Origin of the sequence: Micromonospora profundi, from assembly GCF_011927785.1 — a bacterium.
GTDB classification, from domain to species: domain Bacteria; phylum Actinomycetota; class Actinomycetes; order Mycobacteriales; family Micromonosporaceae; genus Micromonospora; species Micromonospora profundi.
On sequence record NZ_JAATJK010000001.1, the window covers coordinates 1,365,092 to 1,382,961 of the forward strand.

Here is a 17,870-nt window from a genome sequence, read left to right on the forward strand (position 1 = left end):
CTGCCGGTCAGCCCTGCACCGGGGCGGGCTGCCCCGACGGCAGCGGCACGGGCACCGAGGCGATGGCCTGGCGCAGCACCTCCGGGGCGGTCATCCCGCGTACCTGGGCTTCCGGGGTGAGCAGCAGCCGGTGCGCGAACACCGACTCGGCGAGAGCCTTCAGGTCCTCCGGCATGATCCACCCTCGACCGTCGATCAGCGCGTACGCACACGCCGCGCGCGTCAACGCGATCACGCCCCGGGGGCTCACCCCGACCCGTACCTGCGGGTGGGTACGGGTGGCGGCGGCAAGCCGGACCGCGTACGCATACAGCGGCTCGGCGATGTGCACCCGCCGGGCCATCCGGACCATCTCCCCGACGGTGGCGGTGTCGGTGACCGGGGCGAGCGCCTCGGGGGAGCGTACTGTCGCCCCGCGCAGCACCTCCACCTCGACCGCCTCGTCCGGGTAGCCGACGGAGAGCTTCACCAGGAACCGGTCCAGTTGCGCCTCCGGCAGCCGGTAGGTGCCGTCCATCTCCACAGGGTTCTGGGTCGCCACCACAAGGAACGGCGCCGGCACCGGATGGCGCACACCGTCCACTGTGACGGTGCGTTCCTCCATCACCTCAAGCAGCGCCGACTGGGTCTTCGGCGACGCCCGGTTGATCTCGTCGGCGATGACGATGTTGGCGAAGACCGGCCCCGGATGGAACTCGAAGTCCCTGCTCGCCTGGTTGAAGATCGTCACACCGGACACGTCCGAGGGGAGCAGGTCGGGGGTGAACTGGATCCGCCGCCACTCACCCTTCACGGTCGCGGCGATGGCCCGCGCCAGCGTCGTCTTACCGACCCCCGGAACGTCCTCCAGGAGCACATGGCCCTGGGCGAACAGCGCTGTCAACGCCAGCCGGACCACCTGCGGCTTGCCGAGCACCACCGCGTTGACGTTCTCGGCCAGCCGGGCGGCCAGGGCGGCGAAACCCTGCACCTCCGGCTGGGTGAGCGGCTCGTGGGTGTTCACGGTCGCGGTGCTCCTTGCCTGGCAGGTCTAGCAGGTGGGCAGGACGTTGATGTTGTCGCCGCCCTCAAGGTTGAGCCAGGCCCAGGGAATGTAGTTCTTCCCCTCGTAGTCAACCTGCACCCACCAGGTGCTGCGCTTGTCGTTGTTGTAGATGTAGGCGTACACCTCTTCGCCGGACTTCTTGCAGTACGCCTGGAGTCGTTTGCCCGGCTTCGCCCAGCCCACCTGCTTGTCGTTGTCCTGGCGGGGAACCGAGAAGATCTCGTTGCCGTTGCGGCCGTCGACATCCTTGTCGCAGTAGGTCGACTCCGGGCCGGAGGCGCCGTTGCGGCACGTCGCGATGCCGTACAGCGCGTCGGTCCGCTGAGCCCTCGTCGCGGTGTTCTTGCCGGCCGCGTTGCTCGCGGTCACCGTGAACGTGTACGCCGTACCCGGCGTCAACCCCGGCATCGTGATGCTGGAACACGCGCCCGCCTTGGCCGGCTCACCGGGCGTACTCACCGAGCAGGTGGCCTTCCCACCGCCAGCGTCCACTGTGAACGTCACAGTCGCCGACGTGGCGGTCGCCGACGAGCCGGTCACAGTGACCCGGGGCACGGCGACAGTCCGTGCCGTGGCCGTCGCCTCCGGGCCGGGACCCGCCTCGTTGACGGCCTTCACCTTCACCGCGACGTTCTGACCATCACCCAGGCCGGTGACCGTCGCGCGGGTATCGGTCACCTCACGGACCTTGCCGCCGACGTCCACCAGGTACTTCGTCACCGCGCGGCCGTTCGCGTCCGCCGGCGACCACTGCACAGTTACCGCACCCGGCTGGTCGGCGACAGTGGCAGCGCGCAGGTCCAGCGGCCGACCGGGCGCCGCGTACGGCACCACTGTGTTGCTCACCGGCGACGCCGCCGAGCCGGCGCCCTTGTCGTTTACCGCCACCACGGTGAACGCGTACTGCGTGCCGAACTCCAACTCCCCGGCGGGCACCACCAGCTCCGTCTTCGTCGACTCACCGGCCGGCGCGTTCGTCCCCGCCGAACTGGCAGTCACCGCGTACCTGGCGATCTTGTTGCCCTGCCCGTTCGCGGCCGGCCACTTGACCAGCACCGTGCCGTCCGGCCGCTCCTGCGCGGTGACGCTCGCCGGCGGATCGGGCACCGAGGCGGTCGGCGTCACCGGGTTGCTGTTGCGCGCCGGACCCTTGCCCTTGGCGTTCTCGGCGTGCACCGCGAACCGGTACGTCTCGCCGTTGGTCAGGCCCTTGACCTCCACCGAACGCTGGTTGGCGCCCACCTGGAGGCGCTGACCGGCGCCCTCCACCACGTACCTGATGATCTCGGCGCCGTTCGCGGCGGCCGGCCGCCAGCTCACCCGGACCTGGGCGTTGCCGGCGGCGGCGGTGACGCTGCGCGGCGCGCTCGGCTTGCCCACCTGCGGCTTCTTCGGCGGAGGCGGCGGCGGGGGAGCCGGCGACGGGTCACCACCCAGCACGTCGTTCGCGTACTTGTCGACCTCGCGCATCTGGTGCTTGTCGTCCACCACCCGGGCGGTCGCCGAGTCGGGCGAGTTGATGAAGAGGTGGTTCTCCCGCACCTCAAGCTCCAGCGGCCCGGGCGTCTTGCCCTGCACGGTGCCGACCAGTTGACCGCCAGCGTCGAACGAGTAGATCGTGCCGGTGGCCTCGTCCGCGCAGTAGAACCGGTCCGCCCAGGCCACCGCCGGGCTCAGCCGATCGCCGCCGCCCGGCACCGTGAACGACTGCTCCGCACCGGCGTCACCCACCACCAGCACCCGCCGCTCGGCGGGCACCGTCACCGGCACGCGCGGCCCCGAGGTGCGCGCCGGCAGCGCCGCCGGGCCGGACAGCGTCAACGACGTCCGCCGGACCTCACCGCCCTGCACCCGCACCAGCCGCCCGGCCGTACGGTCCAGCACCGCCACCCCGTCGTCCAGGGTGGAGACCACAAGCTCGTGACTGGCTTCGGCCACGTCGTACGTCTCGACCCGCTCCGGGCTGAGCCCGCCGTTCGCGGGCGCGGCCGAAGCCGGCGCCGACGGCAACTTCGCGGCGGTGACCGCCGAGACGGTGCCCTCGCTGGGCACCGCGATCCAGAGCCGACCCTTACCGTCGAACGTGCCGCCGGTGATGCCCGGGGGATAGCGCACCGGCTCGCCGACCGGACTCAACGACCGTGGGTCGAGTTGACGCACGACACCCTGCACCGCGTCGACGATGAACGCCGCGTCCTCGTGCAGGGCGACGCTCACACCCAGCCCAGGGGTGGTAGGGGTGGTCGCGGTGAGTTGCAGGGTGGCCAGGTCCAGTGAGCTGACCTGCCCGGTCTGAAGATCACGCAGGATCAACAGCCGATCGGTCTGGGTGACCTGCATCGGATGCCGACGGGCACCAGGAAGCTCGGTGCGGGTGTCCACCCGGGCCGTCACCCCGTTGACCCGGGCCAGCTCGCTGCGCGCCGCGCTCCACAGCCAGGAACTCGCGTCATAGTTGGCCACCGCGTTGTCCGCCGCACCCAACCCGAGGACTGTCAGCCCCATGGCGGCTAGCAGCGCTGTCACCGTGCCGACGGTCACCAGCCCACCCCGCAGACGGGAGCGGGAACGGGGGGCGTCGGTCCGCTCGGCGTCGTCGATGCTGGCCACAGCCGGCTGCCTCTCCTGAGTCATGGCAGGTGGCGTCCGCCTCGCGGCGACCCCTCCCCAGAGCCGGGTGCCATCATATGGCCCGGTCGCTGGCGGGGGAACCCGCACCGTCACCCCTGTGGATACCGAGCGTGTGCGTTGTGGACGCCCAGCTCAGCACGACGGCAGATGCGAGTGCGGCTGTTCCGACCTCGTCAAGCCCGACCGAGCGGAGGCGGATGCCGCTCAGGTCGGCGGGGTGGACCGCTCCCGCTCGGTGCAGACCTGCCCGGAGGTCGCAAAGCTGTCAGTGGAGTAGACAGCCAGCACCGTGAAGCAGTAGTCCACTCGCGAACTGAGCCCGCTCACCGTGTAGCTCGTTCGACCCGGATCCACAGTCGCCAGCACCCCCAGCGCCTGCCCCGCCCGACCGCCGGCCACCATGAACGGCACCGCACCTCCCGACGGATCCGTCCAGGTCAGCGTGATCGTGGCCGAGTCGTCCCGCAGGTTCAGGTCACCGGGTGCGGGCCCGGCCGCCGTCGGAGCGGCCGACGTCGTCGCAGCCCCGGAAGGCGGCGGCGCATCGGCGCGGTTCAGCAGCACGACGCCCAGCCCGGCCACGGCCGCCACGGCCACCCCGACCGCCACCACCGCGCCGATAAGTACCCCCCGGTGACGTCCCGAAGTGCCGCCATCCTGGGCGTACGTCGAGGGGTACCCGCCCTGGGGGTACCCCTGGCCCGGGTACGCCTCCTGGCCCTGGTGGTACTGCTGACCCGGGTACGGCTGCTGACCCGGGTACGGCTGGCGGGTCGGGCACTGGCCCGGTGCCGCGTGGGGGATCGGGGCCGGCGGGTGCGGCTGGGGCGCGTACCCCCGCTGGTGTGCCTGTTGTTCGGGGCTCGGGCCCGCATCGGAGCGCGGCGCCCAGGCCGGTGTCGCCGCCTCACGGCGGGGCGACGGGACCGGGGCCGGGGACAACGGCCCGGCCTCGGTCGTCGGCTGGACGGTCGGGAAGACCTCGGTCGGCGCGGAAGCGCTGCCCGGTGCCGGTTCGTACCCGTCCGGACGCCCCGCTTCCGGCGTCATTTCGCCGCGAACCATTGTCGCCTCCGGGTCTGCGGCGAGCGGGGCGGTCGGTTCGCTGGAGGGCGTCGGTTGCGGCGGGGCGCTGCTGCTCCACGCCGGGGCGGCCGGCCCCCACGACGGCGCGCTCACCGGTGGCCCGGACACGGGGTTGGTGTGTCCGGGTGGCGCGGATACGGGGTGGACGTGCCCGGGTGGCGCGGACACGGGGTAGGCGTGTCCGGGTGGTCCGGATACCGGGTGGACGTGCGCTGGTGGTCCGGGGCTCGGATGGGTGTGGTCGGGCGGGCTGGAGACGGGCTGGCCGTGGTGAGGTGAAGCCTCCGTCGGAGAGGAATGACGGCCAGGCGGGCCGGAGACCGGTCGGGAACCCCCGGGAGGTGCCGAGACGGGCCGAGGAGGCATGGCGCTGACCGGCTGGTTTGCGGCTGACCCGCCCATCACGTTGGTGATCGCAGAACCGGTGCTCACCGGGATCGCCCCCGATGGCCCCGAACTGTCGACGGCGTTGCCGGGCCCACCAGCGCCGGAGGCGGCCACCCGGGCAGCCTCCTCGGCCAGCAGCGGTTCGATCTGCCGTACCTGGATCGTCGGGTTGTCCCATCGCGGCGCTACCGACGGCGTGGGCGGAGGCGGTGCGGCCGGCAGCCGTGCCGTCGGCGCTTCGGCGTCAGGATGGGCCGGTTGGCTTCCGGACCGCTGGCGCGGCGGTACGGCCGTGGGCCGTTGTTGTGCTTGCGGCGTCGGCTGTTCGTCGGCAGGGATCCCCGCCGGTGGCCGTTGCGACCCGGACGGTTGCTGTGCGGCGCGCTGGCGCGGCGGTACCGGATGCGTGGTGCTGGGCGGGACAGACGCGGCTGATGCCGCAGGAGTCGAGGTAGCGGGGGACCGGGTTGGCGCCGGCAACGTGGAAGGCACCGAGGGCTGGGATGGAGTACGCGGCGGTGGGACCGGTGCGGCAGACGTCGACGCACGTCGAGCGTGGGACTCGGGCGGGGCGAGTCGGGCAGAGGATGTCGGCGTGGCGTGTGTCGGCGCTGGCTGACCCTCACCGACGGCTGGCGCTGCCGAGGTGGGGGGTATGCGTACCGTCGGGGGGTCCTGCGGAGGCGTCGGTGGTACGGGCGCCCAAGGCGACGTGGGCGGGGGAGAGCCGTCGGCCGCCGGGCGCATCGCGGCCAGGGTCGCCAGCGACAGCGTCGGGCCGGACAACGCCGCGCGGGCGCCGGAGTCGGTCCCGCTTGTCGGGCTCGGGGCCGGCGTCGGGGCTGGGACTGGGGCTGGGGTGTACGTCGGCGGTGTGTCGTGCGGCTGGGCCAGGTTGGGGCTGGGAGGGGTCGAGACAGGGTGGGCTGGGCCGCCGGGGCTGGGGCTGGCCGCGCCGAGGTACTGGCGGGCGGCGCGTACCGCCGGGTGGTGCTCCCCGAGCACGGCGGGCCCGGCGGTGGCGACGCGGGTGTAGTTGCGGCGGGCCTCGTGCCGGTTGCCCAACTCCTCGGCGACCTCGGCCAGCTCCAGGGCGAGCGCGAGCATCGTCGGCTCGCCATGATCCCAGCGCCGCTCACCGGCCGCGAACGCCACCTCCAGAACCCGGCGGGCGGCAAGCGGGTCGTCCGCCTCGCGGTGCAAACGGGCAAGCAGGTGCGCCGTGTGCAGCATCTCGGGGTGGTCCTCGCCACACGGCGGGCGGGCGGACTCGACGGCCCCCGCGAGCAGCTGCCGGGCTGAACTGAGGTCGCCCGCGGTGCGCAGGGCGAGAGCCCGACGTTGGACGGCAGCCAGAGGAGAGGGATGGGACACGTGGCAATGCTGCCGGCAGAGAGCCGCCGACGCTACCCGGACGCGCCTCCGACACGGCTTTGTTGACCGTCGGCGAGCCGACCCGAGCAGCGCTGGGAAGGCCACGAGGCAGCCGCTGGTACGCGATGTGCATGATCCACGAGTGCCGTGTACAGTAACTCCCCGTGCGGCCCGCTGTGCCGACCTCCGATGGAAGATCATCCGGGGTGGCAAGGTAGGCTGAACGAGCAGGTCCGGGTGGCGGAATGGCAGACGCGCTAGCTTGAGGTGCTAGTGCCCGTATAGGGCGTGGGGGTTCAAGTCCCCCCTCGGACACCAGTTTTCGTGGAGATCCACGCGAGATCAACTCCCCTCGCGTGGGGACGAGAACCGGTACGTGGCATACGTGCATTCAAACGCCGGGAGTGGCTTCTCCCTGCGCTGACACCGCTGCGTCCGCCCTGGCGGGGGCCTAGGTGAGTTCCGGCCGCCCGCGTCCCCGTCAGCCCGACGAGCAGCTCGTCGAGGCCCTCGTGCCAACCCCGCTGCCCGTCGCGGTACCGGAGCCGGCACCGCTGCCGACATTGCCCGCGCCCGTCGCCCGCAGTGGCGATGGCCGCCTGCTGTTCGACGTGGCGCGCCCCGACGCCGCCGGCCGCGTCACCGCTCGTGCGCTGCTGCGGGCGTTGGGCTGGACACCGGGCCTCACCCTGCACGTCGACGTCGTGACCGGCGCAATCCTGATCACCCCGGCCGCCGAAGGCGCGCACGCCGTGGGCGCCCGCGAGGAACTGCCCCTACCGGCCGCCGCCCGACACCTGTGCGGCATCGCTCCCGGCGAACCCGTGCTTCTGGCTGCCCTGCCCCGCCAGAACCGCATTGTCGCGCACCCCTCAAACACCATCGCGGCGGTCCTGTCCGACCTGCACGTCCGCATCCTCGGAGAGCCCTCATGACCATGGATCCCGATCGTGTCGCCACCGCCCGGGCGCTGCTCAAGCACCTGGGCGTTACTGCCGCCGACCTCACCGACAGTAACCGGCCCGCCGTGCCGACAGTCGCCGAGTACCTTCCTGCTGTTGTCGCGGCGGCGAGCCCGGCCACCCGACGCACCTACGGCAGCTCTTGGCGACGAATGGCCGCCGCCTACGGCGATCGGCGCATCGACGCAGTGCGGGCCAGCGACATCGAAGCCCTCATGCGACAGGCCGCCGCCAGCGCCCGCCCTCGCCGAAACTCGCGCCATGGTCGACACGCCGGCGAGCACCTCATCGCCGCAGCCCGCGCCTTCTACAACCGCGCCATCGCCGACGGATACCTGACCATCGTGGACAGCCCCGCCCACAAAGTCCCCAAACCCCGCCGACTGCCCAACACCCGCCGTGCCCTCACCCCCGACGAACTGTCCGATATCAACGCTGCGGCCCGCAGCGGCGGCAAAGACATCGTGCTCGACGCTCTACTGCTGCGCCTGCACACCGAAACGGCCTGCCGACGCGCCGGCGCCCTCGCGCTACGCCTGACCGACCTCGATACCGACCACGCTCTCATCCGGCTGCGCGAGAAGGGCGGCACGCAACGCTGGCAGCCCATCACACCGATGCTCGCCAGCCGACTGAACGACCACGCCCGAGCTCGCGGCGCCGTCGTCCCGACCGATGCGCTGCTGCGCTACCGCAACGGCCAACCCGCTACTTATCGGCGCTACGACCTGATGTGGAAACGCATCGGCCGGCAGTTGCCGTGGGTCGCCGTCCAAGGCATCTCCATCCATTGGCTGCGCCACACCACCCTGACCTGGGTCGAACGCCACTCCGGCTACGGTGTGGCCCGCGCCTACGCCGGACATACCGACAGCCGCGGACCCGCCACCACCACCTACATCAAGGCTGACCTGCACGCCGTCGCCGTCGCGCTGGCAGCCCTCACCGGTCAGCCACACCCGCTGGCTGTAGCTGAGAGCGAGCAGCGGTTCCCCGCCCAGGATGTGGAGGATAGGAGCGGCCGCATACCGCGGTGGAACCCGCCGCTAGACGGGTCGTGAAGCGCCGACGGATGGGGGCCCGGTGCTCTGCGTCCGGCTCACGGCACAACCCCCCGTGGTATGCGATGACCGCCCGGGTCGCAGCAGCGGGGAAGTGTCGGGGGTGCTGGTTAGGCTGACGGTCACAAGAAGCCCCGCAGCTACTCGCGCACGGGGGCGACGGGCTACGGGGCCGTTCCTTGATTCGCACCCAGGAACATACCCGGTGAAGGTCCTCGGCGGCAGATGATGTCGCGACGGTCAAACTTGCTTACCCGCGCCTCCTTGTGCTGTGCCTGCGAGGTACCGCCACGGCCGGATTCCGGCCGAGAGGAGGACCGCGATGTCGTTGGATGACCAGCTCGATGAGGGCCGTAAGACCCTTGAGGTCACGCTGGACGAACTGCGTGAGGCCCGCCGACGGCGAGGGTTGCTGGGTGCCGCGTTGCTCGACGCGTTTCCCGGGGCCCGCACCTACATCAACGGGTCCGTCGCGCACGGCGACGCGAACACGCCGCTGACCGACGTCGACCTCGGCGTCGTGGTCGACGTGGCCGGGTACGGGCCGGACGCCGGGGGACCGTTGCCGCTGCTGGAGCAGGCCCGCGATGCGATCCGCGAGCATCTCAACGATGAGTTCGACAACCTGACGGTCACCGTCGAGGGTCAGAAGCGGTCCGTGCTGGTGCGGTTCGGCGCCCCGGTGACGGCGGGCGAGAGGGACTTCACCGCCGACGTGATCGTGGCGTTGGACCATCCCGATGAGGGGTTGTGGATCCCGAACACCACGATCAAGGTTGGGTGGGACCGGGCGCACCCGGAGAAGCACACCGAGTTGGTGCTGCAGGCCAACGAGGACACTGACAACGTGTTCGCCCGTACCGTGCGGCTGCTCAAGCACTGGCGTGCTCACCACGGCAAGCCGCTGTGCTCGTGGAACATCAAGGCATTGGCGCTCGGCTGCATCGCGGACAAGGAGCGGCCCCTGCTGCAGGCGCTGCAAGTTTTCTTCACGTATGCCGCCGACGAGATGGACGCCGGGCTCACCGACGACCCTGCGGACGTCGCGGGCACGATCAAGCTGCCGTCCGGGATGACGCGCGAGGGCGCGGCCTGGCGGCTCGGGTTGGCACGGGACAAGGTGGCCGTGGCCATCGACCACGAGCAGGCCGGCCGGAGCGCTCTCGCCCAGCACGCCTTGCACAGCGTGCTGCCGCACGTGGTCGCCGACAGCGACCAGCGCGCGCAGATGGCCGAGCAGGCGCTACTGACCACCGGCGCGTCGTCTGCCAGCCTTTTCGTCCCCCGGCCGGACACCCCGGCGCGGGCGTGGTCGCCCCGGTGACCGACTGGTATGGCCGGCGAGCGTCGTGGTGGGTCCCGCTGGAAGCTGCCGCCCAACGCCGACTGGGGCCCACCCTGTCGCACCAGCACATTCTCGACCCGGCTTGCTATACCGGCCAGTGCGAGATCCTCGCCTACCACATCGCGGCGCTAGAGGTCGTCGGCGACCCAGAGCCGGTCGACGTGACGATTCGCTTCCACAAGTTGCCGCCGTACGACACGTACGGACTGCCTCCGCAGGACTATCCTCGGGTTTTTGCCAAGCGGGGCGCCACTTCCAAGCACCGCATGCCCGACGGGGCCTTGTGCATGTGGATGCCGCTGGACCCGCCGCAGCGGCGGTGGACCCACGACAAGGGGCTGCTCGAACTCATCGAGCTGACCCGCCAGCACCTGTTCCTCGAGAACTACTGGCGACAGAACGACGGAGTGTGGCTGCTCGAGGACGCACCCCACGGACTTCCTCGAACCCAGGGAGGTGACAGCACATGGTCGACGCCCAAGCCGCGCAGAGCGGCTGGACGGCCGCGCAGACGGCGGTCGTCGTCGTCGCCGTGATCGCGATCCTCGGCGGCGTCGTCTCCGCCTCGGTCACCTACACGCTGAACCAGCGCGCGACCCGCCGGGAGCGGCAGGCCAAGACGTTCGCCGAGGCCCTCAACGCGGTCGAGGACTACGCCGAGATGCCGTACCGGATCCGCCGCCGCCGTGACACTCCCGAAGCCCGCTACGACCTCACCGACGAGGTCAGCAAGATCCAGTCCCGGCTTGCCTACCACCAGGCCCTCCTGCAGATCGAGGCACCCGAGGTCGCCGCCAGCTACGCCGCACTCGTCCGCGCCACCAAGATCCAAGCCGGCGGGCAGATGCGGCAAGCATGGCAGCAGCCCGTCCTCACCACCGACGCCGACATGAACCTGCAGGTCCGCTACCCCCGAAACCAGGTCGATGCCGCCCGCGGAACCTGCATCTCGAGCATGCGCAACGCCCTCCGACGACACCGGGCCCGCCACGCACCCACTCTCCCCACCGCCAACAGCGACCAACCCCAGATCCCCCGCGTGGCCGGCGAAGGCGATCACTAATAGGCGCGTCGAGGGCGCGCATTCGGCTTGTCCGCCGTAGCTGTGCAAGGCGACGATCGGTGCTTTCTTGGCAAGGTGACTTACGGGGGTATACGTGGGAGCGCTAGACGGTGTGGACCCGACCGACGCTTCGTGATGAGGGGATGGGCCGACGGTCTGCGCGAACTCGCGCCGGGCGCGCCGCCTACCTTCGAGTTCCAGGGATGATCTACCCGGGATGGTGCCCGCGGACGGAGACGGCTTGCTCGCCGCGGGCGGTCAGGGCCTGTCGTGCGACAGCAGTCTGTTGTCGACAACGGCGACCTCGCCGCGTTCCGAAAAGATTTTCCGAACATGACCCGACGGCTCGGCCCGTCACCAATCTCATCTGAGCTGGCCTTCACCGGGCACTGCTGGAGATCAACATGATGGTGGCATCCTCGGTGCATGGGATTTTGGGACATCAATGATTCGATCGGGTCGATACTTGCCGGCGCGGCGGGTCTCGCCGCAGTGGTCGTGTCGGGGGTGGCGGCTTTGCGTGCCCGTGATCGGGCTCGGGCGGAGGCGGAGGAGACACAGCGGCAGGTTGCCCGGCTTGTGACCGCAGACATCGTCTCTGAGCCGAATGTGCACTGGGACAACGACCATCTGCCACGCCCTGCCAACGCCCCGCCTCGCGAGTATGACCAGGTGATCGTTCAGGTGGACAACCACAGCGGCGAGCCAATCTCATCCGTGATGGTCTTTCTTCCAGAAGGTCACGTCCGCGCTGGTGGTGTAGGAGACGGCCATCGCGGGATCCGGTTTGATGTTAGGCGGCGATTGGGCTGGGATCGGTCTGGTCGGTGTCGTGTTGGTCTGGCTCGACGATGACGAGGCGGGCTTTGGCGAGGAGTTCCAGGCCCATGTAGCGGCGTCCTTCGGTCCATTCGTCGGTTTGTTCGGCGAGGACGGCGCCGACGAGGCGGATGATCGCCGCCCGGTTTGGGAAGATCCCGACGACGTCGGTGCGCCGGCGGATCTCCTTGTTCAGCCGTTCCTGCGGATTGTTCGACCAGATTTGGCGCCAGATCTCGCGAGGGAAGCCGGTGAACGCGAGGAGGTCGTCGCGGGCGTGGTCGAGGTGTTCGGCGGCGGCGGGGAACTTCGCCTCGATCGTGGCGACGACCCGGTCGAACTGGGCTCGGGCAGCGTCGGCGTCGGGCTGGTCGAAGATCGTCCGAACAAGGGTGGCGATCCATGGCTGGGCCGACTTCGGAACCTTCGTGAGCAGGTTGCGCAGGTAGTGGGTGCGGCAGCGTTGCCAGGCGGCGCCGGGCAGGGCGGCGCCGATCGCGCCAACAAGACCGCGGTGGGCGTCGGAGATGACCAGCTGAACGCCGGACAGGCCGCGGGCGGTCAACGACCGTAGGAACGCCAACCAGCCGGCGCCGTCCTCATCCGAGGCGACATCCACGCCGAGGACTTCGCGTTGACCGTCGGCGTTGACTCCGACCGCGACAAGCGCGTGGACGTTGACCGTCCGTCCGTGTTCGCGGACCTTCATCGTCAACGCGTCCATCCACACGAACGGGTAATGCGCGGCGTCCAGCGGCCGGTTACGAAACGCCTCGACCTGGGCGTCGAGGTGCGTGGCCATCTCCGACACCTGCGACTTCGACAACTGTTTGACGCCGAGTTGCTCCACCAGCTTCTCCACCCGGCGGGTCGACACCCCGAGCAGGTAACTCGTGGCCACCACGGAGACCAACGCCTGTTCGGCCCGACGGCGGTGCGTCAGCAACCAGTCCGGAAAGTAGCTGCCTTGCCGCAGCTTCGGGATGGCCAGGTCGATCGTGCCGGCCCTGGTGTCCCACTCTCTCGGCCGATAACCGTTGCGGGAGTTGACCCGCTCGTCGCTGCGCTGCCCATAGCCGGCGCCGCAGATCGCGTCCGCTTCCGCGGACATCACCGCCTGCACGAACGTCTTGATCATCGCCTGCAACACGTCCGGCGACGCGCCCTCGATCTGCTCGCGCAGCAGGTCAACAGGGTTCACACTCTCAGATGCGGCCATCGCGTTCTCTCTTCCTTCTCTGACTTGGTCGTCTTGAAGGATCGACGCGATGGCCGTCTCTCATCTACGCAACACGCCCATCACGGGCAAGTCGTACACCACTTCCCTGGACGCAACCTTCCAGAACGAGGATTGCCCCTGCATTTCGGGACGATCGGACCCGGCAAGTCGAAGCGCAACGGCTGGCTTGATGCCCCAGAGCTTTGGCACGTGATGCACATCGGCCCTGGTTGTCCTGGTCACCCCTGCCACCTCGACCTTGAGTTCGTGTTTACCGATACCGCAGGGCTCGCTGGCGCCGCAACGGTGAGCAGGAGCCGGTCCGGCTCCTGCCGAGCGATGACGTCGTGGAGGACTGGAAGCGGCGGCAAGAGGTTATTGAGGAGGAGCGCCGGTTGGCCAACGAGCGGTTGGATGCGGACTGGGATGCGACAGGCAGCCTTTAGCTCCGCTGTTGCAGGGATTGAGAGGCTGCCCGTCCTGGGCCGGGAGGCTTAAGGTTCTGACGTCACCCCATTCTTTGATCAATGAATCGACCGTATCGGACGGCGGTGCTGGGACACCCCCTTGATCGCGAGGGATCACCGTGACCGGTTGCATCCACAGGAGAATTTCTCGCGGCGACTCGCCGGCGCCGGGGCACTGATGTCGGTGTTCGGCTTCGAGCAAGCCCTGTTCCCTCCGCTGCTACTCGCGGCCAGCCTGGTCGAGGCACCGAGCGGTTAGTCGATGGACGGTCTGCTCAGAAGGCTTGTCTCTCCTCCCGGCTGACACCGCCCAGTCATCGCCCGCCTCACCGTGCGTCGGGTTCCGTCGGTCAGCGGGGCCCGAGCGGCCGTGGTTTGCGGAGTGGACAAGGCCACGCTTGGGAGGACTTTCTACGGGGCGTCCCTATCCGTTAGAGCGCGTTTGGTTTGTGAGTCGGTCGGGTGTGTCGCACAGTGGGTCCGGTCGATGGATGGAACTCGGTCGGTAGACAGGTATGGATCGAGTGCGGCGGTACCCGTCTGACCTGACCGACGCGGAGTGGGAGATCATCGAGCCGATGCTGCCCTCCCCGCAGTGGATGGGCAGACCAGAGAAGCATTCCCGCCGGGCCGTCATCGACGCCATCTTGTACGTGGTGCGCACCGGTTGCGCGTGGCGGTACCTGCCGGTCGACTTCCCGCCGTGGCAGACCGTGTACGCGTACTTCACCCGGCTGAACAGCCGCGGCGCGACCGAGCGGATCCTGACCGAACTACGTGAACAGATCCGGGTGGCTCACGGCCGTGACCCGGAGCCGACGGCGGGGGTCATCGATTCGCAGAGCGTGAAGGGCGCCGACACCGTGCCCCGCGCTACCCGCGGCTACGACGCCGGGAAGAAGATCAACGGCCGGAAGCGGTTCATCGTCACCGACACCCTCGGTCTGCTGGTCACCGTCTGGGTCCTGGCCGCGTCCTGGCAGGACCGCGACGGCGCCAAAGGCGCCCTGCTCGCCACCTACGCAGCCACGCCGATCCGGCATGTCTTCGCCGACTCCGGTTTCGCCGGTCGCCTCGTCGACTGGGCCCGCGACCTGCTGCGCACCACCGTCGAGATCGTCCGCAAACCCGCCGACCAGAAAGGCTTCGTCGTACACCCGCGCCGCTGGGTCGTGGAGCGGACCCTGGCCTGGATCACCGCGCACCGCCGCCTGGCCCGCGACTACGAAACCCACCGCACAACGTCAGAGGCCATGATCCGATGGGCCGCCCTCGGTGGCATGCTCCGCCGCCTCACCCGAGGCGAACCCGCCACCCGCCAACAACGGCTCACCTTCAACACACCCGACTGACAGCAATGTGAAACGCGCTCTTACACAGGGTGTGTGAATCACCTCTACTGGGACCTTGGTGAGTGCGCCACCGGCGCGTTGTTCGAGATCGGGCTGCGCGGCTCGACCGCCAGGGTCTGCCTCATGGACGACGACGAGTACCAGGCGTACGTCGACGGCGACGAGTACGAGTTCTTCGGCGGCTTCTACGACCTCACTCCCGTGGTCCTAGAAGTGCCCTGCGACGACCACTGGTGGCTCATCGTCGACAGCAACCCTGACCGCATCCGAATCACGGTCAACCAGGTCTTCAACTGACCGCTGGAGGACACGTACGAGCAGTGGTGTTGTCGCACCGCTCCGCCGTGCTCGACGTACACGCGTTTCCATAATCATCGGTGAGAGGTCCGCGTGGGCGAGACCCGCATGGCCACCAACAGCGGCCCGGTTGTAAGCGGCAAGGTTCGACGGCAGCGATGAGAGGGCCTTCGCGGCGATCCATCCCGAGGCTCGCCGCATCGATGCCAACTTGCCCGACATCGGCTGCGACCTGACCTGGTCAGCGGTGCACAGCACTCGGCCGCGTGTGGCGTTGCGGTGTCCGTAGTGCGGGCATGGGTTCATGCCAGGGTGTCCGCCCGCAGGCTGCGGTACTTCGCCCATGACCCTGCACGCCCGCCGACTGCGAGGGAGCGCCGGGGCCGCGACTCCGTCCCGACCGGCAGCGCGCACGATTCTCGTCTGCGTTCGGGGTAACTCCTGCTGGGGTAAGAGCAGCTTCGCTTCTGAGTTGTGGCGCCGGCACGGCCGAGGCTGTCGGTTGGTCGAGCAGGACTACCTGCGTCCCATCGTGCTGCGGGATCGGACAAGCCCGCCTGCACAGCATCGACTCGGCCGGGCATCGACCAGGTCGTCGTTCAAGCGCAAAAATGACGATGAGACCTAGACCGTGGTCGTGTCCTTGATCTGGAGTACCACGGGCCCTGCCGCTGTTGGAGCGATCCAAGCCTCGTAGGTGGGATTGCGAGTGTCGGTCTTCGTGGTACCAAGCCAGGTGTAGCGCACGGCCAACTCGTACGTGCCCTTGACGCGGTAGATCGCGAACTTCGGATCGAAGGTAGCGCGAGCGGTCAGGAGTGGATCGCCCGTAGAAGACCATTTGATCTTCTCGGCGCCCGACGGCGGACTCCATTCGGGGCATCCAGCCGGCATAGCCGACTTGGCGTCTCGCACGCATCGTGTGAACGCGTCGCTCAGTTTTGCGGCGACCGGGTCTGCTGCACCGATAGGTGACAGTTTCAGTCACGCAGCCTGACTGGCCGGTGGGGTCATGATGGTCTCGTACTCGATAGGGGTCAACCGGGTCAGGGTTCGTTGGCGTCGACGGCGGTGGTAGGTCCGCTCGATCCAGGTCACGATCGCGGTCCTGAGCTGTTGCCGGGTCGTCCAGGTTCGGCGGTCGAGGACGTTGTTTTGTAGCAGGCCGAAGAACGATTCCATGGCGGCGTTGTCGCCGGCGGCGCCGACTCTGCCCATCGACCCGGTCACGTGGTGCTGGTTGAGGGCGTGGACGAATGTCCGGCTTCGGAATTGCGACCCGCGGTCGGTGTGCAGCACGCAGCCGGCCACGTCACCACGGCGGGCTACGGCGTTGTGCAGGGCGTTGACGGCCAGGCGGGACTTCATCCGTGAGTCGATGGAGTAGCCGACGATCCGGTTGGACCACACGTCCTTGATCGCGCACAGGTAGAGCTTGCCTTCGGCGGTGCGGTGTTCAGTGATGTCGGCCAACCACAACCGATTCGGGCCGTCGGCGGTGAAGTCGCGGCGCACCAGATCGTCGTGCACTGGCGGACCGACCTTGCCGCCCTTGCCCCGACGCTTGCGCTTGCTGAACGCGCTGAACCAGCCCATGCCAGAGCAGATTCTCCAGGCGGTGCGCTCGACCATCGGCTGGCCGGCAGCGCGGGCCTCATCGGCCAGGAACCGGTAGCCGAACTCCGGGTCATCGCGATGGGCGTCGAACAACGCGTCCGCCCGATACGCCGCAGCCAGTTCAGCGTCGGCGACCGGCTGGGCGAGCCACCGGTAGTAGGGCTGACGAGCGATGTTCAATACCCGGCACGTCACCGCCACGGGGATCCCGTCGGCGGCCAGCTCGCTCACGAGCGGGTAGAGCTTTTTCCCGGCAGGTTCGCCTGCGACAAGTACGCCGCGGCCCGGCGCAGGACCTCGTTCTCCTGCTCCAGCAGCTTGATCCGCTTACGGGCCTCCCGCAACTCGGCTGACTCGCTGCCACTGACACCCGGTCTGGTCCCGGCGTCTACGTCGGCCTGGCGCAGCCACTTGAACAACGTCATCGGATGAACTCCGAAGTCCTTCGCGATCTGCTCGATCGTCACGCCCGGATCACGGTCACGGGCCACCCGCACGACGTCATCGCGGAACTCTCGGGGGTAGGGCTTGGGCACAGCGACATCCTTCCAGCCCGCCACCAGGGCAAGCCATCTCAGATGTCACCTATCGGTGCAGCAGACCCCCTGGACTGACACGAACCGTGCATCACCCCACAGAGCCAAAAGGTCACCACCGCAGCTAGGCTTGCGCGAGCCTCAGGGTTGCGCTGAGCATCATCGGCGGTGGGGTAAAGGGTCGTGTCGCCCCCCGAATTGCCCCAGGCCCCACACCGCAGGTCAGGCAGACATTGACGGCGAGTCGCTGGCCGGCGACTCGAACCCCCACGTCGCTCAGCGCTCATAGCGGCGCGGGTCTGCGCGAGAGAGACCGCGTGAGCTGATCAGCTACCTCGCGGTCGTGGTAGACACCTACTCCCGCCGTCGTGGGCTGGGCGATGGCCGATCACCTGCGCACGAGGGGTTGGATAGCTCATCGCAAAAGTACGACTTCCATTCGAGGAGATGGGCACCACGGGCGCGCGACCGTTTCGGGCAGATGAGCGCGTCTGCAGATGTCGGCAGGGCAACTCATAATGCAGACGATGGATGCACGTGGTCGTGACGTGAGGACTGCCGGTTGACGACGAGTATCGGTGAGTTGACGAGTGGTTTGCCCGCTGGCGC

The 17,870-nt window shown here is 69.0% G+C and carries 13 protein-coding genes, 1 tRNA gene and 2 pseudogenes; 10 read left to right on the forward strand and 6 right to left on the reverse strand.

Translation table 11 applies throughout. The features are described from left to right. Positions 1-7: 7 nt before the first annotated feature. From F4558_RS06035 to F4558_RS32075, 3 genes are all read right to left on the reverse strand, one after another. Positions 8-1,003: an AAA family ATPase gene (locus F4558_RS06035; protein ID WP_053652626.1), complete on the reverse strand. Its 996-nt coding sequence runs from the start codon at positions 1,001-1,003 to the stop codon at positions 8-10. Positions 1,004-1,030: 27 nt separating this feature from the next. Next, complete coding sequence (locus F4558_RS06040; protein WP_167943419.1) at positions 1,031-3,655, reverse strand: fibronectin type III domain-containing protein; 2,625 nt, start codon at positions 3,653-3,655, stop codon at positions 1,031-1,033. Positions 3,656-3,880: 225 nt separating this feature from the next. Next, a complete protein-coding gene (locus F4558_RS32075) occupies positions 3,881-4,870 on the reverse strand; it encodes a hypothetical protein (RefSeq protein WP_312877275.1) in 990 nt (329 codons plus the stop codon). 1,269 nt (positions 4,871-6,139) lie between these two features. On the opposite strand from F4558_RS32075, the gene F4558_RS06050 reads away from it, so the two are divergent. After that, positions 6,140-6,451 carry a hypothetical protein gene (locus F4558_RS06050; protein ID WP_167943420.1) on the forward strand — a complete coding sequence of 104 codons (312 nt, stop codon included), beginning with the start codon at positions 6,140-6,142 and terminating at the stop codon, positions 6,449-6,451. Here the strand turns inward: F4558_RS06050 and F4558_RS32300 are convergent. After that, a pseudogene (locus F4558_RS32300) lies at positions 6,350-6,724 on the reverse strand (hypothetical protein); the annotation flags it as partial. The gene F4558_RS06050 and the pseudogene F4558_RS32300 overlap by 102 nt on opposite strands. Positions 6,725-6,754: 30 nt before the next feature. On the opposite strand from F4558_RS32300, the gene F4558_RS06055 reads away from it, so the two are divergent. The 6 genes from F4558_RS06055 (at position 6,755) to F4558_RS06080 (ending at position 10,954) form a co-directional block, all read left to right on the forward strand. Further along, positions 6,755-6,841, forward strand: a tRNA-Leu gene (locus F4558_RS06055). Between the two features lie 137 nt (positions 6,842-6,978). Then, positions 6,979-7,458 carry a hypothetical protein gene (locus F4558_RS06060; protein WP_167943422.1) on the forward strand — a complete coding sequence of 160 codons (480 nt, stop codon included), beginning with the start codon at positions 6,979-6,981 and terminating at the stop codon, positions 7,456-7,458. Beyond that, positions 7,455-8,546 (forward strand): tyrosine-type recombinase/integrase, encoded by a 1,092-nt coding sequence (locus tag F4558_RS06065; RefSeq protein ID WP_245241276.1) that lies wholly within the window; start codon positions 7,455-7,457, stop codon positions 8,544-8,546. The genes F4558_RS06060 and F4558_RS06065 overlap by 4 nt, the downstream gene beginning before the upstream one ends. A gap of 322 nt (positions 8,547-8,868) precedes the next feature. After that, entirely contained in the window at positions 8,869-9,870 is a 1,002-nt protein-coding gene (locus tag F4558_RS06070; RefSeq protein ID WP_167943424.1) for a nucleotidyltransferase, read from the forward strand. Further along, entirely contained in the window at positions 9,867-10,427 is a 561-nt protein-coding gene (locus F4558_RS06075) for a hypothetical protein (RefSeq protein WP_167943425.1), read from the forward strand. The genes F4558_RS06070 and F4558_RS06075 overlap by 4 nt, the downstream gene beginning before the upstream one ends. Continuing rightward, positions 10,358-10,954, forward strand: coding sequence for a hypothetical protein (locus F4558_RS06080; protein WP_167943426.1), 597 nt, complete (start codon positions 10,358-10,360; stop codon positions 10,952-10,954). Before F4558_RS06075 ends, F4558_RS06080 begins: the two co-directional genes overlap by 70 nt. A gap of 793 nt (positions 10,955-11,747) precedes the next feature. Here F4558_RS06080 and F4558_RS06085 read toward each other — a convergent pair. Next, positions 11,748-12,992, reverse strand: a complete 1,245-nt coding sequence (locus tag F4558_RS06085) for an IS256 family transposase (RefSeq protein ID WP_167943428.1) — start codon at positions 12,990-12,992, stop codon at positions 11,748-11,750. Positions 12,993-13,974: 982 nt separating this feature from the next. Here F4558_RS06085 and F4558_RS06090 point away from each other — a divergent pair. From F4558_RS06090 to F4558_RS32305, 3 genes and pseudogenes are all read left to right on the forward strand, one after another. Then, on the forward strand, positions 13,975-14,811 hold the full coding sequence (locus F4558_RS06090) for an IS5 family transposase (RefSeq protein WP_167943430.1): 837 nt from the start codon (positions 13,975-13,977) through the stop codon (positions 14,809-14,811). 33 nt (positions 14,812-14,844) lie between these two features. Beyond that, positions 14,845-15,108, forward strand: coding sequence for a DUF1883 domain-containing protein (locus tag F4558_RS06095; RefSeq protein WP_167943432.1), 264 nt, complete (start codon positions 14,845-14,847; stop codon positions 15,106-15,108). Positions 15,109-15,523: 415 nt separating this feature from the next. Next, positions 15,524-15,664: pseudogene (locus tag F4558_RS32305) on the forward strand (kinase); the annotation flags it as partial. A 428-nt stretch (positions 15,665-16,092) separates the two neighbouring features. On the opposite strand, the gene F4558_RS06105 reads toward F4558_RS32305, so the two are convergent. Next, a protein-coding gene (locus tag F4558_RS06105) for an IS3 family transposase (RefSeq protein WP_167943434.1) occupies positions 16,093-17,261 on the reverse strand; the annotation gives its coding sequence in 2 pieces (ribosomal slippage) (positions 16,093-16,974 and positions 16,977-17,261; 1,167 coding nt in all). Positions 17,262-17,870: the final 609 nt, after the last annotated feature.

What these genes read in the sequence shown, in the direction of transcription:
- F4558_RS06090 (WP_167943430.1), top strand. Translation starts at nt 13,975, where the DNA reads ATGGATCGAGTGCGGCGGTACCCGTCTGACCTGACCGACGCGGAGTGG.
- F4558_RS06080 (WP_167943426.1), top strand. Translation starts at nt 10,358, where the DNA reads ATGGTCGACGCCCAAGCCGCGCAGAGCGGCTGGACGGCCGCGCAGACG.
- F4558_RS06085 (WP_167943428.1), bottom strand. Translation starts at nt 12,992, where the DNA reads ATGGCCGCATCTGAGAGTGTGAACCCTGTTGACCTGCTGCGCGAGCAG.
- F4558_RS06065 (WP_245241276.1), top strand. Translation starts at nt 7,455, where the DNA reads ATGACCATGGATCCCGATCGTGTCGCCACCGCCCGGGCGCTGCTCAAG.
- F4558_RS06070 (WP_167943424.1), top strand. Translation starts at nt 8,869, where the DNA reads ATGTCGTTGGATGACCAGCTCGATGAGGGCCGTAAGACCCTTGAGGTC.